Consider the following 15,540-nt stretch of genomic DNA (forward strand, 5'->3'; position numbering starts at 1 on the left):
GGTCGAAACCCGCCGAAGAGCATCCATGAAGTGAGAGTCAATATGTAGTCCTTGTAGAAATAACCATTTATCTGCTGTCGGATATATCCTAGCGAAATCTTTATGTTTAATAAAACGATATTATTAGATGCCCCTATCTCATTTTTCGATGGTATAGCCGGGAAACAAGCCGGCTTCGGCTAAACGCCATTTTCGGCCATGCATTCGCCATAATGAAGCAGCCGGTAATGATGCGGGCTCATTGCGTGCCATTGCTCGTCGCCGGTCAGAGGCAGCGTTGCCAGCGCGGTAGGCTGGGTTGTTAAACCCAGCATTCGAAGCCGCCAAAGCTGGGTTTCCGCTAAAGCTCCAACCCAGCCTACATAAATTACATAAGCTTATTCCCATGAATAATCTTGGATGTTCGGGGAGGCGGCCCAGTTTTCGGGGTACATGCCGCGTTGGACCCATTGCCGGAACGATGAATACGGCCAGTCTTTGATGGCCTGAACGTAGCGCGGTATGGCCGTATGGCGGATGAATCGTAGGGTGGATTTGCCTTGGCAATCCACCAACAAGCGGAGCCTTGAAACCGTCATGTTCCGCAATATTGCTGGCATGTTTTAAAACCAATCGAGTCTGACCCTTTTGATTTTACTGCTTAGATAAGCGGTTGTTCAAAAAACTGCAATCGGGATACAACTTATTTTTAATAATAGCCATTATACCGTCAGAGCCCTTGCGGCCGGGATTGTTACGGGCGATTGCCCACCCAAAGCCTCTTCATAAAAACTGCCCTGGACCAGATCGAATCCGGACTGATTGGCCAGCGTGGCCTGCTCTTTCCGATCGACCTGTTGCAGGATGGTTTGTCCTGCTACCGAATCGGCCAGTGCTTTCAGGCTTGTCAGGGTCGAAAGCAGAGCACTGTCTGTAGCCGCCTGATCCGGCCTGGGCGCATTGATGCGCAGGTAATCCGGCGCCAGCTGCGTGATCAAATCGCGCACATTGCGGGCCGCATGGAGCGAGACGAGGTTGAGCGCTATGCGGTAACCGCGATTGCGGTAATTGTTCAGACCTTCAAGCAGCTGGGCGGGATGCAGTGAATAGAAGTTGTTGACGGTCATTGCAATCACGACATTGTGTGTAGCCAGTCCGCACTTGACGATGACTTCCTCAAAATACGCGCCATGATCGCGCTTGATCCCGAAGATATGCCTGGGGTCAACTTCCAGCATCAGCACGCCGTCAAAATGCGAGGCAGGCAGATAGTTGAGCATGTGTACGGTGCGGCATAGACGATCGAGGCTGATGATGGATTCGAAGTCGACGGGCTGTTTGACCGCGTCGGTCAGCAGATTTTCAATCTCGAACGTTTGTCGTTCATGGCTTTCGTAGGTCGAAACGGAAATCCACGCCGCATGGCCTGCAATCTGTTCAGGGCGGTCAGCATGGCGTATCGGCGCGAAAATACTGCCGATCCGGATCGGCCCGAAAAGGCCGCTGATCTTGCCGTCTTCCAGGATAAAAGTCCGGACGCGGGAACGATGCTCGCGTTCGAACCTGTCATTGAAGTATTCCACTAACTGTTGTAAAGGCATAAACTTTTCTCTTTAAACCGGTCCAATTAATCTAAAAAAAAGGCGGGCCGCAGCCCGCCCGGAAACATCCATGGCAAGAGGAGGAGCGACTTGTACGTTCCTTTGTATCAAGTCATAAGCACTGTTGAATGACACTGACAAGCATTAATGGACATTGAGAGAACCATTTCTCTGCTGTTGGGACTTATCTTAATTCGTCATTTATTTTTAATAAAACGATAAGATTAGATTAATTCATCTAATAAACTGATAAACTAACTGTTCGACATTGCACTCAGGATTTGAAAACCATGAATTTAAGTCAGATTGAGTTGCTGCAAATTCTGCAGGAAACCGATTTAAACCTGTCCAAGGCGGCCGAAAAGATGCATGTCGTGCAATCGGCCGTCAGTCGGCAACTGCAGCTTTTTGAAGGTGAGCTGGGCTCGCCGTTGTTTGAACGCCGGGGCAAAAAGCTGATCGGTTTGACGCCGCTCGGCCGCCGGGTTATGGAGGAAGTGTCGACGATCCACCAATCGAAACAGAACATTCGCGCGCTCGCGGCCGATTTTCTGGACAGCAACAGCGGAACGCTGCACATTGCCACCACGCATACGCAGGCGAAATATTTTCTGCCCAATCCGATCCGGCGATTCCGCGAAAAATACCCCGGCGTCAGGATTTATATTGTTCAGGCCTCGCCCGAACAGTTGATCGATCAGCTGCACGCGCACAAGGCCGACATCGCGATCTGTACGGAAAAAGTCGATGAAGACGCTGAGCTGGTGCTGAAGCCCTGCTACGAATGGCATCATGCGGCTGTCATGCCGCAGGGTCATCCGTTGAGCGCGGGCGAGATCACGCTGGAACGGCTGGCATCCTTTCCGATCCTGACTTACAGCTTCGGCTTTACGGGCCGCTCGAACATTGAGACCGCCTTCAAAAATGTAGGGCTGGAACTCGATATCATCCTGGCTGCGGCCGACACGGACGTGATCAAGACCTACGTGCGTCAAGGGCTGGGTATCGGCATTATCGCGGGCATGGCCTATGACGCGCTGGCGGACAAGGATCTCGTGGCGCGCGACCTGTCGCACCTGATTCCGCATTCGACGACCAAGATTACCTATCTGAAGCAGAATTATCTGCCGATCTATACGCAGCATTTTATTGCCGAGTTGTTGCAGGCGGCGGGGGAAATAAGGTATTAATTCGGCTGTATTCCATCAGCAGGTGTAGGCTGGGTTGATAAACCCAGCATGGGCAGCTTCGAATGCTGGGTTTATCAACCCAGCCTACCACGGTTAGAAGCTAGCGGACTCTGCGCAGCCGGATTTCCGAGATCAGCTGATTGCCGGTAAAACCCGGCAGCGCATCGCCCTGCATCTCAATCGCAATGGCCGCGCGCACTTGCTGGCGCAGGCTGCAGTAATGCGCGAACACGATGTTCAGCCACAGGTCCGGCGTAATGGCCAGCTCGTGCTGCTGCCAGTAGCCCAGGGCCGACACCTGGCGCCCCTGTTCCTGCAACGCCTGCGCGAACAGCGATTCGGTATGCTCCTCATAAAGATCGCGCAGGTAGTCGATATGCCCCGCATCGGTCTGGTTGACCGGCACCGATGCGCGGTTCGTGTCGGCCAGTGGCGCGGGCCTGGCTTGCCGTTTCAGCTCGTGGATGATGTCGGTAAATTCGGCCTGCAGGGCAGCGCGGGCCGTATCGAGGCCGGCTTTCAGCGGCAGGCCGAGGCTGCGGTTCAGGATGGCCGGCACAGCAGGTTCATCGGCCCAGTTCAAAGGGCTCCATTCGGGATGCTGTTTCAGGAAGCGCGCCATGGCGCGAGTCCGGTTCGCGGTCTGTTCCTGTTGTCTTAAGGTGAACAGCAGCGTCTTCATGCGGTCGACAATGCTGGCCAGGCGTTCGACGATGCTCTTGTACTGGTCGACGAAACGGATGATTTTGCGCGACAGTTCGCTTGGCGCGGCCCAGTTCAGCCATTCGTAGCAGGCTTCCGGATTGATATGGTTGAGCTCTTCGACCAGTTGCTGCGCATAGGCCAGCGCACGCTCGTTTTCGCGGATCTTGCTGGTCAGCGAGCTGACGAAACCGAACTGGCTGGTGATGGCCGAGAACATGACGCTGATGCTGTTTTCGAGCAGTTCCAGCGATTCATAAAGCGTGTCGTCGATCTGTTCCAGATGATAGCGGGCTTCGTCCTGCTCGTTGCTGTCCAGCGCGGCGCGGTAGGCGGCAATGTCCTCCTCGACGTTGCGGATCATGCGCGCGATGTCGGTGTTCTGCCGGTAGCGCGCATTGCGCAGCAGCAGCCGGTCGATCAGGCGCTTGACGTCGGTCGTGAGCCGGTATTCGTCGGCCTGCTCGGACAGACGCAGGATGCCGGTTTTTTTCAGGCTTTCGATGGCGCCGGCGTTCTCGTCGTCGATGAAGACGGCGCCCTGGATATAGGCCTCGGCCAGCAAGCCATCGGAACTGCCGAGCTTTCTGATCAGCGCCGTGACTTGTTCATGGTCAAAACTCATTGAAACAGCTCCGTCTGGTCGCCGTTGTCTTCAGATTCATCCAGTTCCAGCTCTTCGGCGTCGTTCAGAAACGCGATGACCTGATGCAGATAATCCATTTTACCGGTCACGAGATAGGTCGCGCCCTGCGGATTGGGCTTGACCAGATAACCGCTTTGCTCGAGTTTTTGCAGCACCCACAGTAGCTGTTCGGCGACGTTGGTCCTGGTCGTGCGGAAAAACGGCATCTGGGTCAGGCGCGCCATCTGCTCGCACAGTGACGGCTCGGGCTCGATAACCCTGAGCATCTGGTGCAGGCGGATCTCGTCGCGGGCGCGGACTGGCCGGTCGGAGCCCATGGCCGTCATGACCAGATCCATCCATTCGACGACCGGCCTCAATTGCGAGCGGATTTCCGAGAAGGCTTCGCGGATCAGGCCGCGATTGGTCTCATCGATGGCCGTATAGCCGGCATAGAACGCTTCACTGCCGTCCAATGTGCACAGGGTCCTGTCCAAGGGCGCGAGATAATCGGCCACTTTCCGGAAATTATCGGGCTGGCGCAGGTAGCCATATTCATCGGCATAAGCCGTCGGGCAGATGAACTGGCCGCTCAATAGCGCTTCAATGACGCGTTTAAACATGGCTGGTCTCCCGGTGGGTCATGGGGGTCAGCAGCGCGTCAAGCTTGCTGGCCGGTATCGCGACTTCATGCAGTTTCTGCCTGTCGATCAGGTAGCGCCGGTCGAACAGGCTCAGCACGTTGCGGTCGGCCGTCGGGCTGGCCGAGATGATGCGGATGTTCTGCCGGGTCAGCATGGCCATCATGGCTTCGATGTTTTCCGGCGCCAGGTCGCCCAGTTCATCGATCGGCCAGCAGACCACAGTCTGGCTCTGCTTGCGCAGCATGGATGTCACGCCGGTAAAGAACGTGACCAGCGCCAGATAGGACAGTCCCGTGGAACTGACGTCTTTCAGCTCTTTGGCGTTGCGGGCCTGTTTGGTATGGCCGTTTTCGGAAATCGTGAATTCGATATCAAACAGCGACAAGTGCTTGATCTTGATGCCGTCGGCAGGCAGCAGCGTTGTCAGTGCCGTCATGGCTTCGATCAGAGTAGCCGGTATGTCGCTGTCGCCGGTCAGGTCGGCGCGCTCGCGGTAGCGGCCGTAATTGTCGCCGAACTGTTTCAGGGCCTGCCAGTAGTCCAGATCGCTCATTTTGGAACGCACGGTCACGGTGATCTCGCCAAGGGCTGCGAAATGCTTTTCCTGGCTGACATGTTTCGACAGCAGGGCGCCAGTCGATTTAATGATGCGTTCGAAATTACGCAGATGCTGGTAGAATGCGTTCACGTCCGTGGCGTGCAATTCGATCTGCTGGCTGGTGGCCTGCTTGACGTTGGCGACCATTTTCAGCACGTCCTTTAACGGCTGCTCGATTTCCAGCCCGTCATGCGCATGGCCCGTGGCGGCTTCCAGCGCCCGGTTCCAGGCTTCGGCCAACTGGCTGCGCTGGTGCGTGTTGAACAGCTGGACGATGGTCTGCCGGCCGTTCAGCAGCGTCTTTTCCAGGCTCCGGCGTTTCTGGCCGAAGCTTTGGGCCAGTTTTTGCAGCGTGTCGGACGCGTAATCGGGCAGCGCTTCGTTGATGGCCGGTGCGTGGCTTTCGAGCTGGCTGAGCGTATTATCGAGTTGCGCCAGCAGCCCTTGCGTTTTTTGCAGCGTCTGCTCCTGCAGGTAGATCAGGCTGTTGAGCTGATCTTTTCTGTTTTTAAAGCCACGCTCCATTTGCGCGATTTCATCCTTCAGCAGCGCCTGTTGCTGCTGGTATTCGCTGCGTTGCCGGCACAGCCCGGCGTGCCGTTGCCACTGTTTGTCCAGCCAGAGCTGATACTGCTCGGCCAGTTCCTGAAACTTTCTGGCTTCTTTCTCCCTGGCTTTCAGGCCATCGAGCTGGCGGCTGAGTTCGATGACCGTGTCGTCGGTGCCGCTTTCCTTCAGATCGGCTTGCAGGCGGGACTTGATGCGCTGCTGTTCAGCCTGGCAGCTGTTTTTTTCCTGTTTGATCAGGGTCTGTATGGCCTGGAGCCTGTTCCGGGCATCGGACTCGATGATGGCTCGGCGGGCCAGATGTTCCTGATGCAGCTGGCTTTGATCTGTACGGCTTTCTTCGGCGATGGCCTGCAAATCCTTGTCGCAGCGTTTGATCTCTGCCTGCAGGACGTCGATGGTGTGCTGTAGTTCTGCGCGCGCTTTTTCGATTTCGGCCCTGGCCTGATGGCTCAGACCTTGCTCCTGATCGCTCAGTGTTTCTTCCTGTTGGCGCGCGCGTTGCGTGTGGTGTGCAGCCTTCTGCTGATCCTGCCGGCTTTGTTCCAGTGTGGCGGATGCCGCACTCAGGCTGGCTTCCGTACGCGCGATGTCGGCTTTGGCTTCTTCGAGCTTTTTGAACAGAGCCTGTTCCTCGGCTTGCAGGGCTGTTTTGGTCGCTTCCAGCTCGCGACCGGCCAGTGCTTCAAGATCCAGGTTGAGTCCGTAAAAGCTGGGTTCGATGCCGGGCATGACGGTCGGATTCAGACCTTTATGCTCCAGCAGGTCAGGGGCGATCACCCGGCCGATCGTCTGCTGCCAGCCGTCGGCTTCCTGTTCCAGGAAGTGGTGCAGCGTGCCTTCGGCCGGTTGCAGCCGCTTCAGGCAGGTCTCATGCTGTTGCTGGTATTGCCGCAGCTGCGCCTTTTTGTTCTTTAACCGGGCGTCGATGTCATGGAAGGCTTCGCGCGCGGCGTAATAGGCTTTGTCGGCAGCCTGCTGTTCGTCCACGGCCTGCCTGATGGCCTGTCTGGTTATGTTGAGTTCCTGCCGGGTCTTGTCGATCTGTTGCGCCATCGCTTCGGGCACCGGCACATGCGGGTGCTCGCTCTGCTTGATGGCGCAATCGACGGCCAGCTGCGATTTTTGCTCCTTAAGCGGCTGCGCGCGGGCCTCGCTGTCTTTGATCAGCTGGTCCTTACGCTGCTGGTATTGGGCCTCGGCTTCGGCCAGCTTTTTCTCCCGGTCCAGCGCTTCCGTGGCGCACTGGTTGTCGAATGTCTGCAGTTGGTGGGTATGCCGGTGCTTCAGTTCTCCAAGCTGATGCTCATAAAGCGCCTTGATGTCCTGGGTTTTACTTTCCAGCGCCTCGATTTCCTGTGTTTTGAGCGCCTGCTGTTCAAGATACTGTCCAAGCAGCGCACCTTTGATGGCGAAGGTTTCGGCATCCTGCTGTTCATAGTGCTGCTTTTTGTCTTCCAGCGCGTTGATCTGGAAATCGAGATCCTTGATCTGCTCGTTCAGCTGCCGCAGGGCCTCCTTTTTGGGTTCCTGTTGCCGGTCGAAATCGAGTTTAAGTTGCTGAAGCTGAGCTTTAGCTTCATTGATCAGCGTGTTGCCTTTTTCCAGTTCGGTTCTAGCCGTTTTGTGATTTTCACGCGCCAGAAAATGGATGTGCGACAGTTCGCTGTTCGTGTCTTTCAGCTTTTCTGCGGCCTGCAGCAGTTCATCGAAATAGTCCCGCTTGGCTTCCAGCGTCCGCGCGGCATTGATGTCGGCCAGCCAGCCGTCGATATGAGTTTTGCTGAGCTGGAACGGGTTGCGGCGCTGCTCCTGATCGAGCAGGTTCTGGCTGAGCCTGTCGCGCGAGATATCGACCAGCATCTGCTTGATGACTTCGAAATCGCCGATTTTCTCGATCACGGCGCCGATGACTTTTTCCATGTGCGTGACCGGCGAGGACGCCATCGCAAACCGCCGCTGCAGCGCGCCAATCCATTTCTTGCCCGAGTAATGGTGATGCTGGATGATGCTGCAGTAGTCGTCGACGCCCATGATCCGGGAGGTTTCGACGGGCTGGTGGCGTTTGTAGTGCCGTTCCACGGCGGCGCTGTCGCGCGGCAGGTTGTTTTCGTCGATATAGCAGTCCCGGTCGTAAGGCGCATCGATGAATTTGTAGCGTGCGCCGCGCCCGTCGCTCTGCACCATGACATGGCAGATCTGGCTGAAAGGGCGCTGGTATTCGTAGACCAGATAACTGCTGGCGCGCGGCAGGTAATGATCGATGAAGCCTTTTTTGCTACCCGTGCTGCCGACGATGTTGCTGGGCCTCTCGCCCCAGAACAGCTGCATCAGGCGCAGAAAGGTCGTTTTGCCGGCGCCGTTGGTGCCGCTCAGGTTGGTGTGCCCGTCCACGTTCAGCAGCACGGTTTGCCCGGCCCAAAAGCTGTCTATCAGGACAATGCTTTTTAATTGATAGGTTGTCGACATCGGTTTCCTTGAATTCTTGAGGTGTAGCTGGCCGATAAATAAGTAGGAAATAAACAACGCGGGTCTGAGAAGATGCGCTCGTCTGGCTTCGGCCAATAGCGGATGTTGTCTTAATGGTGGTGCTATTTTACCATTTCCGGTGCCCACATGAATCTCGGATTTAAGCGCGGAGGTTGATTGGAGTGAGTGGAACTGCGGGGCCGGACGCGAGTCTTTGATGTATAGGCCCTTAAAAAAGGCGGGGGCCTGATGCCTGCGAGCCGATCAAAATTGCGATGCTTTATTGGAGGAGTGCACCATGAGCGAAAACATAATACCCTGTGATCTGCATGATTATATCGAAGTGGCCTGCCTATACGGCTATGAGGTCAAGCTGAAGCTTAAGGATGATCAGGTCCTGACCGGCAAGGCGATCAATGTGGTGACATCCGGGGACAAACATGAATATCTGGTTATCGATAACGGGCAGAAGCAACAAGTGGACCTGACCCAGCTGGAGTACATGCATGTGCTGACACCCGATGCCAAATTCCACGATATCTCATTCGTGGAAATGCCAAAAAACGGCCAATTCACGGCTCATTGATCCGTCTTTGCGCATCAATGAGCCAAAAAAGCAAGGCATCTCAGGCCTGCCGCCCCATAGTTCAAAACGCGATATTCTCGATCAGATCCATATCGTCCTCCTTGAGCTCGAAGTCATAAACTTCCAGATCCTCTTCCATGTGACGCTGGCTGGTCGATCCGGTCAGCGGAATCATGCCCAGTTGCAAGGCGAACCGGAACACAACTTGAGGAACTGAGCAGCTCAGCCGTTCCGCGATCCGATGCACCGTAGGCTGACTTAACTCGGTCACGTTGGCCGTCAGCAGCGAGAAGCCCTGATAGCGTATGTCATGGGCATGGCAAAGCTCGCGAATCCTGACATCCCATTTGGTGCGCGCAAAGCACCGGTTCTGCACGAATGCCGGCATGATCTCGGCCTTGTCGATGAGCAGCTTCAATTGGTCGTAGCCGACATTGGAAACGCCGATCAGCTTTACGGAGCCTGCTTTCTGTAGCGTCTGCATGGTCCGCCACACTTCCCAGTCGGCCGCGCTCAGGCCCTGGTTCACGGACGGTCCGTGCAGCAGGTACGAATCCAGATAGGTCGTGTTCAGATGCGCCAGCGAGCTTTCAAACGATTGCAAGACCTGCGTGCTGTAGTCCGCTTTCGGATCATAGGGGAGGCGGTGGTCCTGGCTGTTCACGTAGGTGAATTTTGATTGCAGGAACAGATCGCTGCGGTCCAGGCCCTTTTCCAGCAGAGCCCGCTGGATACCTTCGCCCACGCCGGCTTCGTAATAGTGCATGCGCTGGTTGGCCGTATCGATCCCTAAAAAGCCCGAGGCGATGGCCTGTTGCACTAATGTCTCGGTTTGAGCCTCTTTCCAGGCCGTTCCGTACAGAAAAGTCGGAACCCTGACACCTCTATGCTTGACAACACGGTTGATCTTACGGGAAGTATCTGACATGCCGGCCTCCTGATGTTTTACGGGCTAATTCAAAGACTCGATAGTAACAAAGAACGTCGGCCATGTCAGGAGTTCCTGGTCAGGGCCTTAAAACTTAGCTTTCGAATGACAACTTGCTGCCGAACACCGCCTGCCAGTCCTGCGTAAACTGGTCCACGGCCGGCTGGACCGCCGGATGGGCAAACATCTGCGCCGCGACATCGACCGGCAGCGTAATCGCGGCAACGCCCGCTTTCAAAACGTCCACGACCTGCCGGGTGTTCTTGAAACTGGCCGGCAGGATTTTGCTGTCCAGGCCATGCCGGTCGAGCAGCAGTTGCAAATCAGCCACGGCACCTGCGCCATCGGCGCCCATCGCATCGATGCGGTTGACATAAGGCGCGAGGTAATCGGCCCCGCACAAGGCCGCCAGAAAGCCTTGCTGCGCGCTGTAAATCGCTGTCGCCAGCACGGGGATGTTGTCGGCTTTCATCTTTCTGATCGCAGCCAGCCCTATCTCCGTGGCCGGCACTTTCACGACTACATCATAGGGCAGCTCATGAATTCGTGCGGCTTCCGCGACCATGTCGTCAACCGTCTGGCTGACCACCTGGACATGAAACCGGGCATAGGGGCCGATGATCGCCGACACGGCGGGCAACAGCTGACTCAGGCCCGTGCCCGCCTTGGCCAGGATCGACGGGTTTGTGGTAATGCCTTTTACAGGCAGGCAGGCATTAAAGCGCGCCACTTGTTCGACATCGGCCGTATCAAGGTATAACTCAATCATTTTTTTCATATCCTAATTCAAATAGGCGGGAATTCTAACGGACGCTAATCCGGAATGGAAAACTCTTGATCTGTAGATTCTTGTTTTGCCCTGAAAATCCGGCAAAACCGAAACACAGCATCCGAAAATTACCTAATAGTTGATTTCCGGCAGGCGATTTTAACGGTCAGCATGACCTGTAACTTCAAAAATTGACAAAATATTTCAACGACAGTGTCCGGCTGCTTCATAACTGATGGCAACTGGCTTTGCGGCAGTCCTTGTCGATAAGTAAACATATGAAAATCAACAATTAAGCTTGCCTTAACACAATCTTTAAGGTTAATTTAAGGTTCGTGAAGTTAGAATCGAATTGTCTAAATAAAAAAGCACTACTTTATGAATAAAATCATACGAGTTGTTTCTATTTTTGTTCTATGCAGTTATTTTACTCAGCCATTATCAATCGCTGAGGCCTCTGAACGCCGCGTAACTACTGCCGTTTCCAAACACAAGACGGCAAAAGTTCACAAGACGAGGCACACTATAGAGCCCTCAAGAAAAGCCAAACGCAGCATGGTTTCGTGGTATGGCGCCGATTTCCACGGCAAAAGAACCGCCAGCGGCCAACGGTTCGATATGTACGCCATGACCGCCGCTCACAAGACGCTGCCTCTTTTATCCTATGCCAAAGTCACCAATCCCAGGAATAATCGTACCGTGATCGTGCGCATCAATGACAGAGGCTCTTTCCCAGGCAAAAGAGAAATGGACCTGTCCTATGCCGCCGCCAAAAAGCTCGGCATTCAAAACCAGGGTGTAGGCTCTGTGGTTATTACGCCGATAAGTCGTTCTCAAGCCCTGGCGGAAATGGGTCATGACGGGAAAACAGGCAGAAGCAGTTAATGCCTGGTGGCTCCATTTAATTCTGTAGATCACAAAATACTCAGTTAGTCCCAATAACAACAGTTCCGATATGCGGACAGGGTTTTTTCAGGTGAATAGCCCGTATTCCACAGCTGACGGCCCCAGGCTTTACGGTTGTGCTGTAGATCGGCTGTCCGGTTTTTGGCCGTTAGCGACAGTTCGAATCTGACATTATCTGCCGGATCAGACTTGAGCCACCAACCGATAGTTTTCAAACCAAAGCTGATGCCTTGTATTTCACGTTGGGGTACTGTATGGAACTGTGGAAAGAATGGCTGTTTTCAATTCAACGGGTATAGTGATAGAGACGTAACAGGATACGGGGGGAAAGTTTGCTGACTCTTTGGCTTCCGATATCTTTCCATGCTGTGACAACAGATATGCCTCTTACGGCTCAACTGACACTTCATCCTTAGTTATCACCAATGAAATCTTCGCGAATATGCGGGCAGGTTTCCAGGGCTATAACACCCGGATGAGAAGCATCCTGGCGCCTGCTTCTCATCCGAAGAATTCATAAAACCTGTGTGAGACATCAATTAAACCTGTATGATAGGGTTTGGAAAGTATTTACTTTTCAATTATTTATCTCCGGGCTCTGTCCGGCAATCACATCGAAGGTTTTAAAATATAATGAATATCATCAAAAAGATGGCGCTGACTTTCATCATGACGATTTTTCTAGGCGCAAATAGCGTGATAGCTTTCGCCGAAGAAGCAACTAATAGCTCTGCGGCAAGCATCAATGAGACTATTGAGCATGTTGAAAAAGGGTTAGCCGAGGTAAACAAAAGCGATTTTTCCGCCGCCTATTTGCATTTGAAAGCAGCACGTCTATCTTCCGAGAACATTACCGGTGATGAAGCTATCGTAAAAGAAGCCAATGGAAGCGTCATTCAAGGGCAAATACAAGCCAAATCCGGCAATGTCCAAAAATCAGCTGATTTATTAAATAAGGCATTGAAGTTGTATAAATCCTTATTATAAGAAAAGTAAGAATGCCTCTGGACTGAAATACCTGAGGGCCAGGTCTGGTTTGGGGGCATTTTATTTCATCAAGCACTTTCACTGACCTCCGTTCCGGTTAGAATAACCTCTCCTGCCCATTTCACGAGGTTATTATCATGTCTGAAGCCTTAACGATTTTGTCCCCTGTCAAACTCGGCCCCTATGAGTTACCCAACCGTCTGGCGATGGCGCCGTTGACGCGTTGCCGCGCCAGCAGCGACGGGATTCCCAATGAGTTAATGGTGGAATATTATCGGCAGCGCGCCGACGCCGGTCTGATCATTAGCGAAGCCACGCCGGTTTCGCCGCAAGGCAAGGGATACCCGTACACGCCCGGTATTTATAACGATGCCCAGATTCAGGGCTGGCAGGCCATTACCTCGGCCGTGCATGAGAAGGGCGGGCGCATTTTTTTGCAACTGTGGCATGTCGGCCGCATTTCTCATCCCTTATTGCAACCGGAAGGTGCATTACCTGTCGCGCCATCGGCGCTGAAGCCGGCAGGGCAAGTCCTTACCGAGCAGGGTATGCGTGATTTTGTCACGCCGCGCGCGCTTGAGTTGGCGGAGATTCCAATGGTTGTCGAACAATACCGGCATGCCGCCGATTGTGCCCGGCAGGCCGGATTCGACGGCGTGGAAATCCATGGCGCCAACGGTTATCTGCTCGACCAGTTCCTGCGCGACGGCACGAACCGGCGCACCGATACTTATGGCGGCTCCATCGCCAACCGCGCGCGCCTGTTGTTTGAAGTGATTGAAGCCGTCTCATCGGTCTGGGGCAGCGATAAAGTCGGCGTGCGCCTGTCGCCGCTGCAACCGTTCAACGATATACGCGAAAGTGACCCCAAAGCCACTTTCGGCTATGTGGTCGAGCAGCTCAACCGTTTCAATCTGGCTTACCTGCACATCACGGAGATGGGCAAGGAAATGCCCGGCGCGGCAGGCCCCGCGTTTAATATCGAGGATTTAAGACAGTTATATCACGGCACCTATATAACCAACGCTGGTTACACGGCCGAGACGGCGACGGCGGCGATTGCCGAAAACCGCGCCGACTTGATCGCTTTTGGCAAACTATTCATCGCCAATCCTGATCTGCCTGAGCGCTTCGCCAGAAACGCGCCGCTGAACGAACCCGATGCCAGCACGTTTTATCAGGGCGGGGCGCAAGGTTATATCGACTATCCGGCTCTGGCCGATTAAAGATTGTGGCGCGCTGTTGTCTCAGTAGCGGTGGAGCAGGACGCTGATTGATAGATCAGTATTTATCCCTGGATTTGAATGGAGATCAGGTTGCGTCGCGGCATTAATGGTTACCGGGGTGCGGCAACGGACCAGGCTCAGCTTGAGGTCGTTTTTCATTGACAATATGGAACACGCTGGATATTATCCGGGAAAGTCTAACAGCCCACTGATAATTTTAGTTGAAGGCCATAAAATTGAATGCTAGGAAGATTAATTGTGCTTCTATTGGCGTCGCGCCGAGCCGCTTTGTCGCACTGGGTTCCTGGCTTGCCCCCAAATCACCCGGCACAATTAATACATTAGCCGCATTCCCTATTCTCCGGGTACTTCATGCGCCGGCCTTTACCCGCTTGATTTTTTCCATTCATTTTTATTTTTTCCTCTCAAGCGTTTGTTTATGCAATAAAGCTGGAGCATACACTGATTTTCCGTACCATTCCGGTACGGGATGAAATTGTCGTTATGCGGTTACTCCTTTTCTTCATGCCGGTTACATTGACATTCTTCTTAATGGCTTTTTTGCTGTTTCAACGCTTTGATATCCTCAAGCGGTGGCCCATCGGCTATTTTGATCTGAAGTTGAAAAATGGATTCGGTGACATGTTTTCCGGCCGCTTCCATGCTGCACCCTGCTTAGTTTTTTATTAAAAATCCTTCTCTATTGACCTTAAAAATTTGCCACCTATGCGTTATTTTCATCTTTCTATTTTTTTCACAATCGTTTGCCTGATTGCCGCATTTATTTTTGGCGGTCTCGAAGGCGCTGTTTTAGCGCTGATACTAGGCGTGCTGGAAGTCAGCCTGTCTTTTGATAATGCCGTCGTCAACGCCTCGGTTTTGAAACGTATGTCGCCTGTCTGGCAGCAGCGTTTTCTAACCTGGGGGATTATCGTCGCCGTGTTCGGCATGCGGCTGCTGTTCCCGATTCTGATCGTCGCATTCGCGACCGGCCTGGACTTGTCGTCGGTCACCGATATGGCGCTTGGTGAGCCCGAACAATACGCAAAGCATTTACAGGAGGCGCACACCTTTATCGCCGCTTTCGGTGGCACTTTTCTGCTGTTGGTGGCTTTCTCGTTTCTGTTTGATGAAGCGCGCGATATTTACTGGCTGGGCAGGCTTGAGCAAAAGGTACAGGCACTTGGAAAGATCGATGCAGTCGCCAGTACGCTTTCATTGATGCTGTTACTGATTACCTATACGTTTGTTGAAGAACCGCATAAGCATGATGTCTTGTTCGGCGGCGTCTGGGGCATTTTCCTGTACGGGCTGGTCAGCAGTCTGGACCGGTTTTTCCAGGTCGAGTCGGAAGATGAAGATGCGGCGGTCATGGATACCATAAAACAGGGCGGCGTCATGGCGTTTCTGTACCTTGAACTCCTGGATGCCTCTTTTTCCTTTGACGGCGTGATCGGCGCCTTCGCGATTACCCGCGATATCGTGATCATCATGCTGGGTCTGGGCATTGGCGCCATGTTCGTTCGGTCATTGACCGTGTTTCTGGTCAACAAGGGCACGCTTGATGAATATGTGTTTCTGGAGCATGGCGCCCATTACGCGATAGGGGCTTTGGCGCTCATTATGTTAATCAGCACCCATACGCCGATTCCGGAGGTTTTCACCGGGTTGATCGGCGCGGCATTCATTGCTTTGTCCGTTTTATCCTCAATTCGCTTCAAGAAAAAAGAAGAGGCGAATTCTTCTTCATAACGCACTACAGG

The 15,540-nt window shown here is 53.7% G+C and carries 15 protein-coding genes; 7 read left to right on the forward strand and 8 right to left on the reverse strand.

All coding sequences use genetic code 11. From position 1 onward, the window contains the following. Positions 1-179: 179 nt before the first annotated feature. The 3 genes from METLU_RS28695 to METLU_RS0114260 all read right to left on the reverse strand — a co-directional run bounded on the left by METLU_RS28695 (position 180) and on the right by METLU_RS0114260 (position 1,580). Positions 180-314 carry a class II glutamine amidotransferase gene (locus METLU_RS28695; RefSeq protein WP_231383614.1) on the reverse strand — a complete coding sequence of 45 codons (135 nt, stop codon included), beginning with the start codon at positions 312-314 and terminating at the stop codon, positions 180-182. 63 nt (positions 315-377) lie between these two features. Further along, entirely contained in the window at positions 378-599 is a 222-nt protein-coding gene (locus tag METLU_RS27985) for a hypothetical protein (protein ID WP_155920567.1), read from the reverse strand. A 102-nt stretch (positions 600-701) separates the two neighbouring features. Continuing rightward, a complete protein-coding gene (locus METLU_RS0114260; RefSeq protein WP_027158804.1) occupies positions 702-1,580 on the reverse strand; it encodes an EAL domain-containing protein in 879 nt (292 codons plus the stop codon). 290 nt (positions 1,581-1,870) lie between these two features. Between METLU_RS0114260 and METLU_RS0114265 the strand changes: the two genes are divergently transcribed. Then, a complete protein-coding gene (locus tag METLU_RS0114265; RefSeq protein ID WP_027158805.1) occupies positions 1,871-2,770 on the forward strand; it encodes a LysR substrate-binding domain-containing protein in 900 nt (299 codons plus the stop codon). 100 nt (positions 2,771-2,870) lie between these two features. Here METLU_RS0114265 and METLU_RS0114270 read toward each other — a convergent pair whose 3' ends face one another. The 3 genes from METLU_RS0114270 to METLU_RS0114280 are packed head-to-tail and all read right to left on the reverse strand — an operon-like array spanning position 2,871 to position 8,375. Continuing rightward, the gene (locus tag METLU_RS0114270) at positions 2,871-4,097 is read right to left on the reverse strand and encodes a hypothetical protein (protein WP_027158806.1); all 1,227 of its coding nucleotides are present in this window, start codon (positions 4,095-4,097) and stop codon (positions 2,871-2,873) included. Beyond that, positions 4,094-4,720 (reverse strand): condensin complex protein MksE, encoded by a 627-nt coding sequence (locus METLU_RS0114275; protein WP_027158807.1) that lies wholly within the window; start codon positions 4,718-4,720, stop codon positions 4,094-4,096. The genes METLU_RS0114270 and METLU_RS0114275 overlap by 4 nt, the downstream gene beginning before the upstream one ends. Further along, positions 4,713-8,375 (reverse strand): ATP-binding protein, encoded by a 3,663-nt coding sequence (locus METLU_RS0114280; protein ID WP_027158808.1) that lies wholly within the window; start codon positions 8,373-8,375, stop codon positions 4,713-4,715. The genes METLU_RS0114275 and METLU_RS0114280 overlap by 8 nt, the downstream gene beginning before the upstream one ends. A 298-nt stretch (positions 8,376-8,673) precedes the next feature. Between METLU_RS0114280 and METLU_RS0114285 the strand changes: the two genes are divergently transcribed. Then, positions 8,674-8,961, forward strand: coding sequence for a Rho-binding antiterminator (locus tag METLU_RS0114285; protein WP_027158809.1), 288 nt, complete (start codon positions 8,674-8,676; stop codon positions 8,959-8,961). 61 nt (positions 8,962-9,022) lie between these two features. Here the strand turns inward: METLU_RS0114285 and METLU_RS0114290 are convergent, their stop codons facing one another. After that, a complete protein-coding gene (locus tag METLU_RS0114290; protein WP_027158810.1) occupies positions 9,023-9,889 on the reverse strand; it encodes an aldo/keto reductase family protein in 867 nt (288 codons plus the stop codon). 94 nt (positions 9,890-9,983) lie between these two features. Next, positions 9,984-10,658, reverse strand: a complete 675-nt coding sequence (locus METLU_RS0114295) for a fructose-6-phosphate aldolase (protein ID WP_027158811.1) — start codon at positions 10,656-10,658, stop codon at positions 9,984-9,986. 378 nt (positions 10,659-11,036) lie between these two features. On the opposite strand from METLU_RS0114295, the gene METLU_RS28995 reads away from it, so the two are divergent. The 5 genes from METLU_RS28995 (at position 11,037) to METLU_RS0114325 (ending at position 15,529) form a co-directional block, all read left to right on the forward strand. Further along, entirely contained in the window at positions 11,037-11,543 is a 507-nt protein-coding gene (locus METLU_RS28995) for a septal ring lytic transglycosylase RlpA family protein (RefSeq protein ID WP_027158812.1), read from the forward strand. Positions 11,544-12,197: 654 nt separating this feature from the next. Then, positions 12,198-12,551 carry a hypothetical protein gene (locus METLU_RS0114310; RefSeq protein ID WP_027158814.1) on the forward strand — a complete coding sequence of 118 codons (354 nt, stop codon included), beginning with the start codon at positions 12,198-12,200 and terminating at the stop codon, positions 12,549-12,551. A 137-nt stretch (positions 12,552-12,688) separates the two neighbouring features. Next, positions 12,689-13,777, forward strand: coding sequence for an alkene reductase (locus METLU_RS0114315; RefSeq protein ID WP_027158815.1), 1,089 nt, complete (start codon positions 12,689-12,691; stop codon positions 13,775-13,777). A gap of 495 nt (positions 13,778-14,272) precedes the next feature. Continuing rightward, positions 14,273-14,467, forward strand: a complete 195-nt coding sequence (locus METLU_RS29180) for a phosphatidylglycerophosphatase A (RefSeq protein WP_407939114.1) — start codon at positions 14,273-14,275, stop codon at positions 14,465-14,467. 36 nt (positions 14,468-14,503) lie between these two features. Then, entirely contained in the window at positions 14,504-15,529 is a 1,026-nt protein-coding gene (locus METLU_RS0114325) for a DUF475 domain-containing protein (RefSeq protein WP_027158816.1), read from the forward strand. Positions 15,530-15,540 lie beyond the last annotated feature (11 nt).

This window comes from Methylobacter luteus IMV-B-3098, from assembly GCF_000427625.1.
GTDB lineage: Bacteria > Pseudomonadota > Gammaproteobacteria > Methylococcales > Methylomonadaceae > Methylobacter > Methylobacter luteus.